Origin of the sequence: Aeromonas sp. S11(2024), from assembly GCF_041402345.1 — a bacterium.
Lineage (GTDB): Bacteria > Pseudomonadota > Gammaproteobacteria > Enterobacterales > Aeromonadaceae > Aeromonas > Aeromonas veronii.
The window spans coordinates 63511-77111 of sequence record NZ_JBGLRC010000011.1; the positions used below are offsets into that span (position 1 = coordinate 63511).

Annotated in this window: 14 protein-coding genes and 1 tRNA gene; 6 read left to right on the forward strand and 9 right to left on the reverse strand. The window is 58.8% G+C overall.

Annotated features, from left to right (window positions below; genetic code table 11):
- Nucleotides 1-108 precede the first annotated feature (108 nt).
- Both ACB040_RS11335 and ACB040_RS11340 read left to right on the forward strand, forming a co-directional pair.
- Nucleotides 109-573 carry a thioesterase family protein gene (locus ACB040_RS11335; protein ID WP_005355465.1) on the forward strand — a complete coding sequence of 155 codons (465 nt, stop codon included), beginning with the start codon at nt 109-111 and terminating at the stop codon, nt 571-573.
- A gap of 124 nt (nt 574-697) precedes the next feature.
- Nucleotides 698-1225 carry a hypothetical protein gene (locus ACB040_RS11340; protein ID WP_005356927.1) on the forward strand — a complete coding sequence of 176 codons (528 nt, stop codon included), beginning with the start codon at nt 698-700 and terminating at the stop codon, nt 1223-1225.
- Nucleotides 1226-1485: 260 nt separating this feature from the next.
- On the opposite strand, the gene ACB040_RS11345 is transcribed toward ACB040_RS11340, so the two are convergent.
- The 9 genes from ACB040_RS11345 to ACB040_RS11385 form a co-directional block, all read right to left on the reverse strand.
- A tRNA-Pro gene (locus ACB040_RS11345) sits at nt 1486-1562 on the reverse strand.
- 155 nt (nt 1563-1717) lie between these two features.
- Nucleotides 1718-2422, reverse strand: a complete 705-nt coding sequence (locus ACB040_RS11350; RefSeq protein ID WP_371154813.1) for an MOSC domain-containing protein — start codon at nt 2420-2422, stop codon at nt 1718-1720.
- A gap of 45 nt (nt 2423-2467) precedes the next feature.
- Complete coding sequence (locus ACB040_RS11355; protein ID WP_005340701.1) at nt 2468-3313, reverse strand: ABC transporter permease subunit; 846 nt, start codon at nt 3311-3313, stop codon at nt 2468-2470.
- On the reverse strand, nt 3310-4215 hold the full coding sequence (locus tag ACB040_RS11360; RefSeq protein ID WP_005340703.1) for an ABC transporter permease subunit: 906 nt from the start codon (nt 4213-4215) through the stop codon (nt 3310-3312). Before ACB040_RS11360 ends, ACB040_RS11355 begins: the two co-directional genes overlap by 4 nt.
- Nucleotides 4212-5366, reverse strand: a complete 1155-nt coding sequence (gene potA, locus ACB040_RS11365; RefSeq protein WP_005340704.1) for a polyamine ABC transporter ATP-binding protein — start codon at nt 5364-5366, stop codon at nt 4212-4214. Before potA ends, ACB040_RS11360 begins: the two co-directional genes overlap by 4 nt.
- Before the next feature lie 78 nt (nt 5367-5444).
- Entirely contained in the window at nt 5445-6530 is a 1086-nt protein-coding gene (locus tag ACB040_RS11370) for a polyamine ABC transporter substrate-binding protein (protein ID WP_005355476.1), read from the reverse strand.
- A gap of 119 nt (nt 6531-6649) precedes the next feature.
- Nucleotides 6650-7747, reverse strand: coding sequence for an extracellular solute-binding protein (locus ACB040_RS11375; RefSeq protein WP_005340709.1), 1098 nt, complete (start codon nt 7745-7747; stop codon nt 6650-6652).
- 53 nt (nt 7748-7800) lie between these two features.
- Entirely contained in the window at nt 7801-9162 is a 1362-nt protein-coding gene (locus tag ACB040_RS11380; protein ID WP_193860916.1) for an aspartate aminotransferase family protein, read from the reverse strand.
- 186 nt (nt 9163-9348) lie between these two features.
- A complete protein-coding gene (locus ACB040_RS11385) occupies nt 9349-10680 on the reverse strand; it encodes a glutamine synthetase family protein (protein WP_111900449.1) in 1332 nt (443 codons plus the stop codon).
- 480 nt (nt 10681-11160) lie between these two features.
- Between ACB040_RS11385 and ACB040_RS11390 the strand changes: the two genes are divergently transcribed.
- From ACB040_RS11390 to ACB040_RS11405, 4 genes are all read left to right on the forward strand, one after another.
- Entirely contained in the window at nt 11161-11547 is a 387-nt protein-coding gene (locus ACB040_RS11390) for a TraR/DksA C4-type zinc finger protein (protein WP_005356952.1), read from the forward strand.
- 146 nt (nt 11548-11693) lie between these two features.
- Nucleotides 11694-12551, forward strand: coding sequence for a hypothetical protein (locus tag ACB040_RS11395; RefSeq protein ID WP_103250829.1), 858 nt, complete (start codon nt 11694-11696; stop codon nt 12549-12551).
- A 62-nt stretch (nt 12552-12613) separates the two neighbouring features.
- A complete protein-coding gene (locus ACB040_RS11400) occupies nt 12614-13060 on the forward strand; it encodes a DUF962 domain-containing protein (RefSeq protein WP_103250830.1) in 447 nt (148 codons plus the stop codon).
- A 26-nt stretch (nt 13061-13086) separates the two neighbouring features.
- Nucleotides 13087-13581, forward strand: a complete 495-nt coding sequence (locus ACB040_RS11405) for a CreA family protein (RefSeq protein WP_075113741.1) — start codon at nt 13087-13089, stop codon at nt 13579-13581.
- The last annotated feature ends 20 nt before the right edge of the window (nt 13582-13601 follow it).

A 13601-nucleotide genomic window follows, 5' to 3' on the forward strand; every position in this document is an offset into this window, starting at 1 on the left:
TAAAGCAGCCGCCGCCCACAATAAACCTGCCATTGCGACTGTTAAGGAACTGTTGCAGACTGGCTGGAGTTTTTACTCGGCTTTGATGACAAGGATTGGGATCAGAGAATGAAACAGATGCTCAAGAAGATGGCGCTCAGTGGCATTGCCAACCTGTTTGCCGAGAAGATGCCCTTCAACAAGCTGATCGGCATGCAGGTGACCCACTACGACTTCGACAAGGTGGAACTGCGCATCAAGATGGACGAGAAGCTGATCGGCAACCCCTTCCACAACATCCTGCACGGCGGCGTCACCGCCACGCTGCTGGATGTAGCGGGCGGCATGATCGTCGCCGCTTCCTGCATCGACGAGCTGGAGGAGTTCTCCCCCAGTTATCTCAAGGAGCGCTTCGCCCGCCTAGGCACTATCGATCTGCGGGTGGACTACCTGCGCCCGGGGCGCGGCAACGAGTTTATCGCCACCGCCCACATCATCCGGGCTGGCAGCAAAGTGGCCGTCGCCCGGATGGAGCTGCACAACGAAGAGGGCACCCACATCGCCTTCGGCACTGGTACCTATCTGGTGGGTTGAACCAAGTTAGTGCATAAAAACCACGCGGCTAATCCACTTTTAATCATTAGATTCCTTACCCCCTCTGGCCGAACAAGGTCCATACTGATAGTCGGGATTGTGTGCAGAGGGAGGATTGCAGGCGATGAGTGCGAAACTGGCCATCAAACCATCCAGAGCCTTGTTGACACAGCTCGAGTCCATGCTCGACGAGGTGCAGACACCCGAGTGTCGCCACTGGTTGGAACAGGAGCTTGAGGGGTATTCTCTCTCCTCACCCCTGCCTTGGTATCGCATCGTTCCCTGTCGGCAACGCGGTCACTTTCTGGATCTGAAAACGGGAAAATATTTGACCTGTCATATCAACAGTCAAACGCTATGCCAACGCGATCTGGCCCAAATTCAGTTCATTTATGCCCGTGAACCCGCCGCCCACTATTTACTGCAACGCAATTCCGGTATTGAACCCTGGCCAGAGCAGCTGCTGGAAGATTATCAGGAGCAGTTGATCCCCGGCCATTTATGCCTGCAAGCCTGGCATGAGCCCGTGATTTCATTACGTGCACAACTGATGGAGGGAATAGAACATTTCATTAGTGAGTACCCCAAGCACGCGGCCTTGCTGCCTCAACACAGTTTCAAGGCTTTGCGGCATCAGCACTGGCATATCTGAGTAAGCGCCTGGCGCGCAAGGAGGGCACCATAGACAAGACCCATCGCGAGATTGCCACAATCTAGAGTGCCGGAGTCAGGATCAGACTCCACCGATGGGCCGCCGAGCGGTGGCCCTTTTAATGTCTGTGGTCTTGCTTCGACCCTGCATACTGCAAGTCAGATCACTTGGCCAGGTAACAGGTCAGCAGCTAAAGAAAATTAGGAAAACAGGAAGGATAAATGCAAAAAGGCCGCTCTATTGAGCGGCCTTTTCAAATTTGGTCGGTGTGAGAGGATTCGAACCTCCGACCCCTTCGTCCCGAACGAAGTGCGCTACCAAGCTGCGCTACACACCGATGTCTGCGGGACGGGAATTTACCGAAAGCCCCGACCTGACACAAGCCTTTTTTGCATTTAACAGGAAAAAAAACGCCGTTCGCTCAACTATTCAGCACTCTTTTCATCCGTTTACCGGGCTGCAGCCAGCTGGTGACATTCCGGTAACCGGCTGTCAGGCCAGGCTCAGGGATGCCGGTCCCAGCAGACGGCGCTGCCAGTCAGCCACAGTACCATGCTCCAGCCAGTCGGCTGCATGCTGCCGCCAGTTGGGGGAGAGAGCAGGATTCTCCAGCAGCATCAGCAGATCCGCTTCATTGCGCACCTGATTGAACAGGATATCCGCCGTGCGCTTCACCGTCAGTTCGGGATAGGGTCTGTCTGCCAGCTCCATGGCAGACTCCGGCGACACCATCCCCTCCTCCAGCACCCGCAGCAGCCAGCCACAACGGCCATTTAGCTGCATCACCTGGGACATCTGGCCATAGCCAAAGCGCTGGTTGAGCTTGAAGCAGGGGGATCTTGGCTGACTTATCTGGATCAGCGCGTCGCCGAGTCGATAGACATCGCCAATGCAGGCTTGCGCCTCGGTCAGCCCGAGACCGGAGAGGTTCTCGCCAAAGGCGGCAGGTTGCCAGGGTGTACGTGGCGCAGGCAAGTCCAGCGCGGTTTGCCAGGTCTGCCACCAGAGATAGTGATCGGCAGGATAGTAGTGGAGCGCCCGATCCGGGCCACCGTGGTGGCGCTGGTCACACTGTTCATCCTCTTCCAGACCGGCAAAGGTACAGCGAACTGGTGCAGAGATCGGTTGCTTGTGAATGGCGCTGGTGAGGCCGGGCACCAGCTCGGTGCCACGACCGCTAAAAAGGGAGATCCGCATACTCATCCTCCAGGTTGACGAGAGTAGGCGGATCTTATCATGGCGTCAGACGACGGCCTGCATCTGGGTGGTCATGGCGATCTCGGCACGACGGCGCTTCTCCGCCCTGGCCATCAGATACCAGCTGCCGAAGGTAAAGAGCGATACCGACAACAGGATCAGGCTGGCCACCGCGTTGATCTCGGGTTTCACCCCGAGCCGCACTGCCGAGAAGACCTCCATCGGCAAGGTAGTGGAGCCTGGGCCGGAGACGAAGCTAGCCAGCACCAGATCATCCAGCGACAGGGCGAACGACATCATGCCGCCTGCCGCCAGCGAGGGGGCGATCATCGGGATAGTGATCAGGAAGAACACCTTCCACGGCTTGGCGCCGAGATCCATTGCCGCCTCCTCGATGGAGAGATCCAGCTCCCGCAACCGCGCCGACACCACGATCGCCACGTAGGCAGTACAGAAGGTGGTGTGGGCAATCCAGATGGTCAGCATGCCCCGCTCAGCAGGCCAGCCCACCAGCTGGGCCATGGCCACGAACAGCAGCAGCAGCGACAGACCGGTGATCACCTCGGGCATCACCAGCGGCGCCGTCACCATGCCACCGAACAGGGTGCGACCACGGAAGTGGGGAATTCGGGTCAGCACGAAGGCTGCCACCGTCCCCAGCGCCACCGCGGCGATCGCGGTGTAAAAAGCGATCTCCAGCGAGCGGAACACAGATCCGATCAGCTGCTTGTTGTCGAGCAGGCCGAAGTACCACTTGAGCGACCAACCGCCCCACACCGTCACCAGCTTGGAGGCGTTGAAGGAGTAGATCACCATGATGATCATGGGCAGGTAGATAAACAGCAGCCCCAGCCAGAGCATCAGTTTGGCAAAACCGAAACGTCTCATCATGCCTTGCCCTCCAGCTCTTTGGCCTGGTTACGGTTGAAGAGGATGATCGGAATGATTAGCACCGCCAGCATCACCACCGCCAGCGCAGAGGCAACCGGCCAGTCGCGGTTGTTGAAGAACTCCTGCCACAGCACCTTGCCGATCATCAGGGTCTCCGGGCCGCCCAGCATTTCTGGAATAACGAACTCCCCCACCACCGGAATGAACACCAGCATGCAGCCGGCGATGATGCCGTTCTTGGAGAGCGGTACCGTGATCTGCCAGAACCGGGTCAGGTTGCGGGCCCCCAGGTCGGAAGCAGCCTCCAGCAGGCTCTGGTCATGTTTGACCAGATTGGCGTAGAGCGGCAGCACCATGAAGGGCAGGTAGGAGTAAACAATGCCGATATAGACCGCCAGGTTGGTATTGAGGATCTGCAGCGGTTCGTCAATCACCCCGATCCCCAGCAAGACGCTGTTGAGCAGGCCGTTGTTACTGAGGATCCCCATCCACGCATAGACCCGGATCAGAATGGCGGTCCAGGTCGGCATCATGATCAGCAGCAGCAGAACGGTCTGGGTCTCCTTGTTGGCCCGAGCGATGGAGTAGGCCATCGGATAGCCAATCAGCAGGCAGAGCAAAGTGCTGACGAAGGCCATCTTGAGGGAGCCCAGATAGGCCGCGATATAGAGCTCATCCTCCTGCAGCAGCAGGTAGTTGCCCATATTGAGCAGGATGGTGAGCTGATTGTCGGCCCAGCTCACCACGTCGGTGTAGGGCGGGATCGCCACATCTGCTTCCGCAAAACTGATCTTCACCACGATGACGAAGGGCAGCAGGAAGAAGAGGAACAGCCAGAAGAAGGGGATGCCAATCACCAGTCGGCGCCCCCCGACCCGCTTCAGTCGTTGCAAGAACTTCATGATTGCAGCACCACGCCGCTGTCATCTTCCCAGTAGAGGAACACCTGGTCATCCCAGGTTGGCCGCTTGCCGTGGCGTTCGGCATTGGCGATGAAAGCCTGAACGATTTTGCCCGAGGGCAGCTGGATGTGATAAACCGAGTGACCGCCCAGATAAGCGATGTCATAGACCTCACCCTTGGTCCAGTTGAAGTCCGGGTGCTCGATCTCCTCCGGCTTTTGCAGACTCATCAGCAGTTTTTCCGGCCGCAGGGCATAGGTCACCTTCTTGTTCTCGGCGCGGGAGCTGATGCCGTGGCCCACATAGATGGGCTGCTCCAGGTCGGCGCAGGCGATGGTGGCGTGGTCCTGCTCATCCTCCACCAGCAGGCCGTCAAACAGGTTGACGTTGCCGATAAATTCGCACACCAGCCGACTGGCCGGAGTCTCGTAGATATCCATCGGGCTGCCGATCTGCTCGATGCAACCGAGGTGCATGATGGCGATCCGCTCCGCCATGGTCATGGCCTCTTCCTGATCGTGAGTCACCATGACACAGGTCACCCCGACCCGCTCGATGATCTCAACCAGCTCCAGCTGCATCTTGGAACGCAGCTTCTTGTCGAGCGCCCCCATGGGTTCATCCAGCAGCAACAGTTTGGGACGCTTGGCTAGCGAGCGAGCCAACGCCACCCGCTGGCGCTGGCCACCGGAGAGCTGATGCGGTTTGCGGCGGGCATACTGGGTCATCTGCACCAGCTTGAGCATCTCCTCCACCCGGGCATCGATCTCGGCCTTGGGCAGGCCATCCTGCTTGAGGCCAAAGGCGATGTTCTGGGCCACCGTCATATGGGGGAACAGGGCGTAGGACTGGAACATCATGTTGATGGGGCGTTCATAGGGGGGCATGTCGGTGATGTCGACCCCGTCGAGGAACAGCCGCCCCTCGGTCGGGCGCTCGAAACCGGCCAGCATCCGCAGCAGGGTCGATTTGCCGGAACCGGACCCGCCGAGCAGGGCGAAAATCTCCCCCTTGTGAATATTGAGAGATACGTTATCGACCGCCAGCGTTTCGTCGAACTGCTTGCTTACCCGATCAATTTTCACCAGCACTTCTTTGCGCTGCTGACTGCCCTCGAGGGCTTTCTTGTAGGCACTGGAGGCTATCGCCATTACCAAACTCCCCAACGTGATACCGGCCTTGCGGCCGATCCATAAAAGCGATTTGGCGCCCCCGAACGGGCACCAAGGTTAGGTACCGGACTTGATCTTGGTCCAACTCCGGGTGATTAGACGCTGTACCGAGCGGGGATGTGCTTCCTGCACATAGAGTCGCTCCAGCACGGCCTGAGGGGGATAAACCTCCTCATTGTTGCGCACCGCCTCATCCATAAACTCGCCCGCCCTTGAGTTGGGATTCGCGTAGCCCACATAGTCGCTGACCTTGGCGATCACTTCGGGCTGCAGGACGTAGTTGATGAGGGCGTGCGCCTCTTTGACATTGGTGGCATCGGACGGGATCGCCATCATGTCGAACCAGAGATTGCCCCCCTCTTTCGGAATGCTGTAGGCAATTTTCACCCCCTTGCCAGCTTCATCGGCGCGGGCAGCGGCTTGCAGGATATCGCCGGAAAAACCGGCCGCCACGCAGATGTCACCATTGGCGAGATCGCCGATGTATTTGGAGGAGTGGAAGTAGGCCACATAGGGCCGCACCTTGAGCAGCAGCGCCTCGGCCTGCTTGATATCCCCCGTCGCATGACTGTTGGGATCGAGCCCGAGGTAGTTGAGGGCAGCAGGGATCATCTCGTCGGCAGAGTCGAGGAAGGCGACGCCGCAGCGAGAGAGTTTCGCCATGTTTTCCGGTTCGAAGATGGTGGCCCAGGAGTCAATCTTGTCGACTCCCAGCACCGCCTTGATTTTGTCGACGTTGTAGCCGATGCCGTTGGTCCCCCACAGATAGGGCACCGCGTACTGATGACCCGGATCCACCTTGTCGAGCTGCTTGAGCAGCACGGGATCCAGGTTGGCCAGATTGGGCAGCAGGGATTTATCCAGTTTCTGGAAGGCTCCCGCCTTGATCTGTTTGGCCAGGAAATTATTGGAGGGCACCACCAGATCGTAACCGGTCCGCCCCGTCAGCAACTTGCCTTCCAGGGTCTCGTTGGAGTCAAACACGTCATAGACGGTCTTGATCCCGGTCGCCTGCTGGAAATCGCTGAGGGTGGTCTCGCCGATATAGTCAGACCAGTTGTAGAAGTGTAGCACAGGGGCAGCCTGGGCCACATTCGCCAATCCCATGGTCAGCGCTATGGTTAGCAATCTGGTTGTATTCACGGTGTCAGTTCTCCTGTTTCAGTGGTTGACCGTCTGCGCATCCATTCGCGCGGCCCATCCGGATGGATGGCATCACTACCCTCCCGGCCGAACTGCGGACCGGGAGGGGCATTCGTTACTTACTTGCCGGACTTGATCTTGGTCCAGCTGCGGGTCATCAGACGCTGCACCTTGGCCGGCAGATCCGGGAAGGTGTAGATCTTCTGCAGGGTCGCCGCATCAGGGTAGATACCCGGATCGGTGCGGATCGCCTCATCCACCAGCGGGGTCGCCGCCTTGTTGCCGTTCGGGAACTGCACCACGTTGGTGATATTGGCGATTACCTCGGGCTTCATCAGGTAGTTGATGAAGGTGTGGGCAGCCTCGACGTTCTTGGCATCCGCCGGAATGGCGATCATGTCAAAGAAGCTGCCTGCCCCCTCTTTCGGAATGGTGTAGGTGAGCGCGACGCCATTCTTGGCCTCGGCTGCCCGCGCCTTGGACTGCTGCAAGTCACCGGAGTAACCGACCGCGACGCAGAGGTTGCCGTTGGCCAGATCCGAGATGTACTTGGAGGAGTGGAAATAGGCGGTATAGGGACGGATGGAGAGGAACAGCTCCTCAGCCTTCTTCAGCTCGGCCGGTTTCTGGCTATCCGGTTTGAAGCCCAGATATTGCAGGGCAGCCGGCAGCATTTCGGTCGGTGAATCGAGGAAGGAGACGCCACACTCTTTCAACTTGGCCATGTTCTCCGGCTTGAACACCAGATCCCAGGAGTTGACCGGGGCATCGGCCCCCAGCACGGCTTTCACCTTCTCGGCGTTGTAGGCATAGCCGATGGTGCCCCACAGATAGGGGATGGAGTACTGGTTGCCCGGATCGCTCGGCTCGAGCGCCTTGAGCAGGTCGACATCCATGTTTTGCCAGTTGGAGAGCTTGGACTTGTCCAGTTTCTGGAACACGCCCGCCTTGATCTGCTTGGCCAGGAAGGGGTTGGATGGCACCACAATGTCGTAGCCCGAACTACCCGCCAGCAACTTGGCTTCCAGTACCTCGTTACTGTCGAACACGTCATAAACCACCTTGATCCCCGTCTCCTTCTGGAAGTTATCCAGGGTATCCGGCGCTATGTAGTCGCTCCAGTTGTAGACGTGCAGCACCTTCTCTTCAGCCATTGCTCCGGCACTTGCCATGACCAGAGCCACAGAGGCAGCGATCACTCCTGTTTTGAAAGACATCATCCTTGTCTCCTAAGCAAATTGTATGCGCATGCCAACCTGCCCGACCCGCCTCAACCCTTCAGCTTTGCGGCTGTCAGATCCAGACTGCGCCTGGCCAGATCGACCAATTCATCAACCTGTTCCTCGGTGATGACCAAGGGGGGCGATATGATCATGGTATCGCCTACCGCCCTCATCACCAAGCCATTGTTAAAGCAGAACTCCCGGCAAGTCATCCCCGCATTTGCCTGAGCCGGGAAACGCCGGTTGGTCTGCTTGTCCTCAACGATTTCCAGCGCGGCGACCAATCCTTTGCCACGGGTTTCTCCCACCAGCGGATGATCGGCCAGCTCCGCCCAGCGGCGCTGCAAATAGGGGCCGATAGTATCATGCACTCGCTTAACTATGCTCTCTTTCTGCATAAGCTGGATATTGGCCACCGCCACGGCGCAGGAGACCGGATGACCCGAGTAGGTGAAGCCGTGGTTGAACTCGCCCCCCTCCTCCACCAGCCCCTTGGCAACCCGGTCACTGACCATCACAGCGCCGAGCGGCAGATAACCGGAGGTGATCCCCTTGGCCAGACACATCAGGTCCGGCTTGATGCCAAACCCTTCGCTGGCAAACCAGTGGCCGGTACGGCCAAAGCCGCAGATCACCTCGTCGGCGATCAGCAAAATGCCGTAGTGATCGCAGATGCGCTGGATCTCCGGCCAGTAGCTGTCAGGCGGAATGATGACGCCGCCCGCCCCCTGGATCGGCTCGCCGATAAAGGCGGCCACCTTGTCCACCCCCAGCTCCAGAATCTTCTGCTCCAGCTGACGGGCCCGCTCCAGCCCGAAGTCGTGGGCACTCATCCCCAGCCCCTCACCGAAGTGATAGGGCTGGTCGATGTGCACTATGCCGGGGATGGGCAGGCCACCCTGGGCATGCATCCCTTTCATGCCACCCAGACTCGCCCCCGCCACGGTGGAGCCGTGATAGGCGTTATGGCGACTGATGATCACCTGTTTGTCAGGCTGACCCTTGCTGGCCCAGTAGTGGCGCACCATCCGCAGCACGGTATCGTTGCACTCGGAGCCGGAGCCGGTGAAGAAGACGTGGTTGAGATGGGCTGGCGTCACCTCGGCCAGCAGGGTCGCCAGCTCGATCACCGGCGGGTGAGCGGTCTGGAAGAAGAGGTTGTAGTAAGGCAACTGCTGCATCTGGCGGGTAGCGGCATCCACCAGCTCCTGGCGGCCATAGCCCATATTGACGCACCACAGGCCCGCCATGCCGTCGAGAATGCGTTTGCCCTCGGAGTCTTCCAGATAGACACCGCTGGCTTTGGTAATGATGCGCGAACCCTTCTTGTTCAGGGCCTGAAAATCGGTAAAGGGGTGCAGGTGGTGGCTGGCATCCAGTTGTTGCCACTCACGGGTTGTCTGCTGCATTTGTTGCTCCTCGGTTCCTTCGATTTAGCAAGATTCAGTCGTCAAACAGTCAGGTGGGTAGTCAGGCAGGCTTGCATGCTCGCAGCCACAACCACTCACAGGTGGCTGCCGCCACCTGACTCGCGTTTAGGTCTCTTCGATACAGGGACCGGGGAGGCCGACTCCGGCCTCCCCGTTACAGAGGGATCAGACGTTCAGCAGCAGGAACTCCCGCTCCCAGCGACTGATCACCCCGAAGTAGGTCTCGTACTCTTTGCGTTTGACCGCGACGAAGGCGCGGGTGAAGCGCTCACCCAGCATCTCCTTGATGGGCTCGCACTGTTCGAGATGGCTGAGTGCCTCCTCCAGCGAGCGGGGCAGGCTGTAGGGCAGGTCATAGGCGCTCGACTTCATCTCCGGCAGCGGCTCCAGCTTCTCCATCATGCCGAGATAGCCACAGGCCAGAGTGGCGGCCAGCGCCAGATAGGGGTTGGCATCGGCACCGGCGAAACGGTTTTCCACCCGCCGCGCGCTCGGGTCGGAGAAGGGCACCCGCAGGCCGCAGGTGCGGTTCTCTACGCCCCACTGGACGTTGCGCGGCGCGCTCTCGCCAAAGGTGAGGCGGCGATAGGAGTTGACGTTGGGGGCCAGCAGGGCGGTCACCGCCGGGGTGTATTTCTGCAGACCGGCGATAAAGTGCATGAACTGTTCGCTGTTGCCGCCGCTCGCGGTACCGAACAGGTTGTGGCCGTTCACATCTTCCAGACTCTGGTGGATGTGCATGGCCGACCCCGGTTCGTCGCTCATCGGCTTGGCCATAAAGGTGGCATAGATGCCGTGGCGGTGAGCGGCTTCACGCATGGTGCGCTTGAACAGGAACACCTGATCCGCCAGATCGATGGCATCACCATGCAGGAAGTTGATCTCCATCTGGGCGGCGCCCGACTCGTGGATCAGGGTATCCACCTCCAGCTCCTGCGCCTCGCAGTAGTCATACATGTCTTCAAATATGGGGTCGAACTCGTTGACCGCATCGATGCTGAACGACTGGCGGGCGGTCTCCGGGCGGCCGTTGCGACCCACCGGCGGCACCAGCGGATAATCGGGGTCTTCGTTACGGGTGACCAGATAGAATTCCAGCTCGGGCGCCACTACCGGTTTCCAGCCCTGCTTCTCGTAAAATGACAGAACCCGACGCAGCACGGAGCGCGGCGCGATGTCGATCAGCTTGCCGTTGACGTCGAAACAGTCGTGGATCACCTGTGCAGTGGGCTCCAGCGCCCAGGGGACAAAACGGATGGTGTTGGGGTCGGGATAGAGCTGCATGTCCCGCTCCAGCGGGTCGATCATGCTGTCGTCATCCGGATATTCGCCGGTCACTGTCTGGGTGAAAATCACCTCGGGCAGACGCATGCCCCCTTCGCGCAAAAACTTGTTGGCTGGGATGATCTTGCCCCGGGCGTTGCCGGTGAAATCCGGGAACAGGCACTCCACTTCCGTGATGCGATTGCTCTCCATCCAGCCTTTGATACTGTCCATGTTAAACCCCGACTTTACGGTTGCCATTGGCAAGGGTGTCTAATATATGGAACACCCTTGTTATAAAATTGTAATCAACATCACCATAAAAGCCCGCCATCAAGGACAATGTCAAGCAGGCGTGTTTAAAAAACTATAAATAACGGCGCATATAATGACCAAGGCGGCACCAAATACTAAACACTCAAATCCGTACGAAGCCCACCCTTCTCATCGCTGCAAAGGCGATGCCAACAGAGGGTGAAGCAGGCGCCAGATCCCGACCAATCCCCCGCAGGAACGGACCATTTTTTTGCAAGGGCGCACAATCCTTATCCTATTTGCTTTGCTTGGCTGCATTTTTTTGGTACAAGGCCCGCCCTGATTTGCACTCTCTTGCATGAAACAGGTGCAAATCGGGATACAAGGGCTTGGTCTGTAGGCAGACAGCCCCCATAAACAGGGATAATTGGGTTAGTAAACTGACTGGTAGTTAATCGTATGTGTGATTTCATGACTGAAGACCAACTGGCCTTTTACAAGGGGCAGATCGAGCGACAGATCGTCGAGCTCGAAGAGCGCCTGAACTCCCAGGCCAGCCAGGCCATCGCCACCGACACCAACGAGATGGCTGATGAAATTGACCGTGCCAGTATCGAGGAAGCCCGCCGTCTGGAGCTGAACCGCATCGAGCACGACAAGCTGCACCTGCGCAAGCTGCGGGGCGCATTGAAGCGCATCAGCGAAGGGGATTTCGGTTACTGCGAATCTTGCGGTGACGAGATCTCCCTCAAGCGGCTGCATGCCCGTCCGGAATCCCGTTTCTGCGTCGAATGCCAGAGCACCAAGGAATTTAACGATACCCACGTGTTCCGTCGCGTCGCCTGATTCTTCGAAGAACCGTCACCATTCTGGTGCAACAGACGCCAGCAAGGCAGGGCCCGCGCTCAAACCTTGCATAACGCCTCGCAGCAAGATGGTGACAAGTTCTGTTAGACTCCGGACACCTTCCGGAATCTACAGGAGAACAGAGAGTGAAATGGCTCATCAAGCTGTGTTTGTGCCTGCCACTGCTGGCACAAGCACAGGTTCTGACGGTCAAGGTCCCCAGCCGTCCCGTCAACAATCTTGACCAGGAGTACCAGTACAAGCTGCTGGAACTGGCCCTGACCCGCTCCGGGCAACCCTTTCGCATCCAGCCTGTCGAACTCGACCTCAACCAGTTCACCCTCCAGCAGCAGCTGAGCAAGGGCAAGACCATCAACGTCTTCTGGATGGGCACCTCCAGCGCACTCGAATCTTCCCTGATTGCCGTCCCCATTCCGCTGTTTCGCGGGCTGGAAGGATTGCGGCTGTCCTTCATCCACGCGGATGCTCAGGAGAAGTTCAACCAGATCAATAACCTGGCCGACCTCAAACAGCTGAAGGCGGCGCAAGGGGTCGGTTGGGCCGATAACAAAATTCTGGAAAATGCGGGCATCCCGACCTTCTCCGGCCGATACAGCAGCCTGTTTCGCCTTATCAACGACGGCGACAAGATCGACTTCTTCCCGCGCGCCCTGGTGGAGATCTTCGCCGAGCGCAGCGAGCTGGTGGCGCAGTATCCCAACCTCGCTATCGAGCAGCATCTGCTGATCCGCTACCCCTTCGCCCAGTTCTTCTTCGTCAGCCCCGAATACCCCAAGCTGGCCAAGGCGATTCAGACCGGGCTGGAGCGGGCCTATGCCGATGGCAGCTTTATGAAGTTCTTCAATGACAACCCCAAGATCCGCGAAGCGCTCGCCAGCGCCAACCTCGATCAGCGGGTCACCATCGCCCTGCCCAATCCGGATATGACCCCGTTGCTAAAATCCATTCCGGCCCAATATTGGGAGTATCCACCGCAGGGATAAGCATCCCGAGCGCCTGACCACGAAGGTCAGGCAGCGAGAACACAGTGCGCCAGGGAGGTGCTATGAAAGGAATCCAGGAGTGGTTTGCGGAGTATGGCCAGAGCCATCGCCATCCGGTCAACGTCGCCATCCACAAGCTGGCGGTGCCGGGCATCTATCTCTGCTCGCTGGCGCTGCTCTGGTGTCTGCCACACGGGCCCTTGCCAGAGCTCCTCAACTGGGCGGCAGTGGCGGCCATTCCGGTGCTGCTGTTCTATCTGCAGCTGTCGTTTTCGCTGTTCGCGGGGATGGCCGGGCTGACCGCGCTGGGACTGTGGATCTGCCACCAGTGGCAGGGGCCGCTGCTGTGGCCCGCCGTGGCAGCGTTCGTGATTCTCTGGATAGCCCAGTTTGTCGGCCACAAGATCGAGGGCAAACGCCCCTCCTTCCTCGCCGACCTGCAATTTCTGCTGATAGGCCCCGCCTGGGTGCTTGCCAGCCTCTATCGTCGCCTGGGCATTCCCTATTGAGGAATGCCGGGCCAACAGGAGAGACCATGACACATAACCACACGCGACATAATGCCCTGCACCGCGCCCTGCCCCTGCTGCTGGGGGCCCTGTTTGCCGGCCCGGCGCTGGCCGACAAGGCCGACCCGGTCGGTGAAGTGAGCACTGCCTTCAAGCTGTTTGGCCCCAACCACAAGATCCTGGTGGAGGCGTTCGACGACCCGCGCATCGACGGCGTCGCCTGCTATCTGGCGCGCCCCAAGACGGGTGGCGTCAAAGGCGGGCTGGGACTGGCGGAAGATCCCTCCCACGCCTCCCTGTCGTGCCACCAGATTGGCCCCATCACCCTGCCCGAAAAGCTGAAAGCGGGGGAAGAGGTGTTCGATGTCAGCACTTCACTGGTGTTCAAGGAGCAGAAAGTGGTGCGTTTTTACGACAAGAAACGCAATGCACTGGTTTACCTGACCTACAGCACCAAACTGGTGGATGGTTCGTACAAGAGTGCAGTCAGCGCCGTTCCCATTATGCCGTGGGGACAATAACCAGCCGGTTTGTCCGGTGA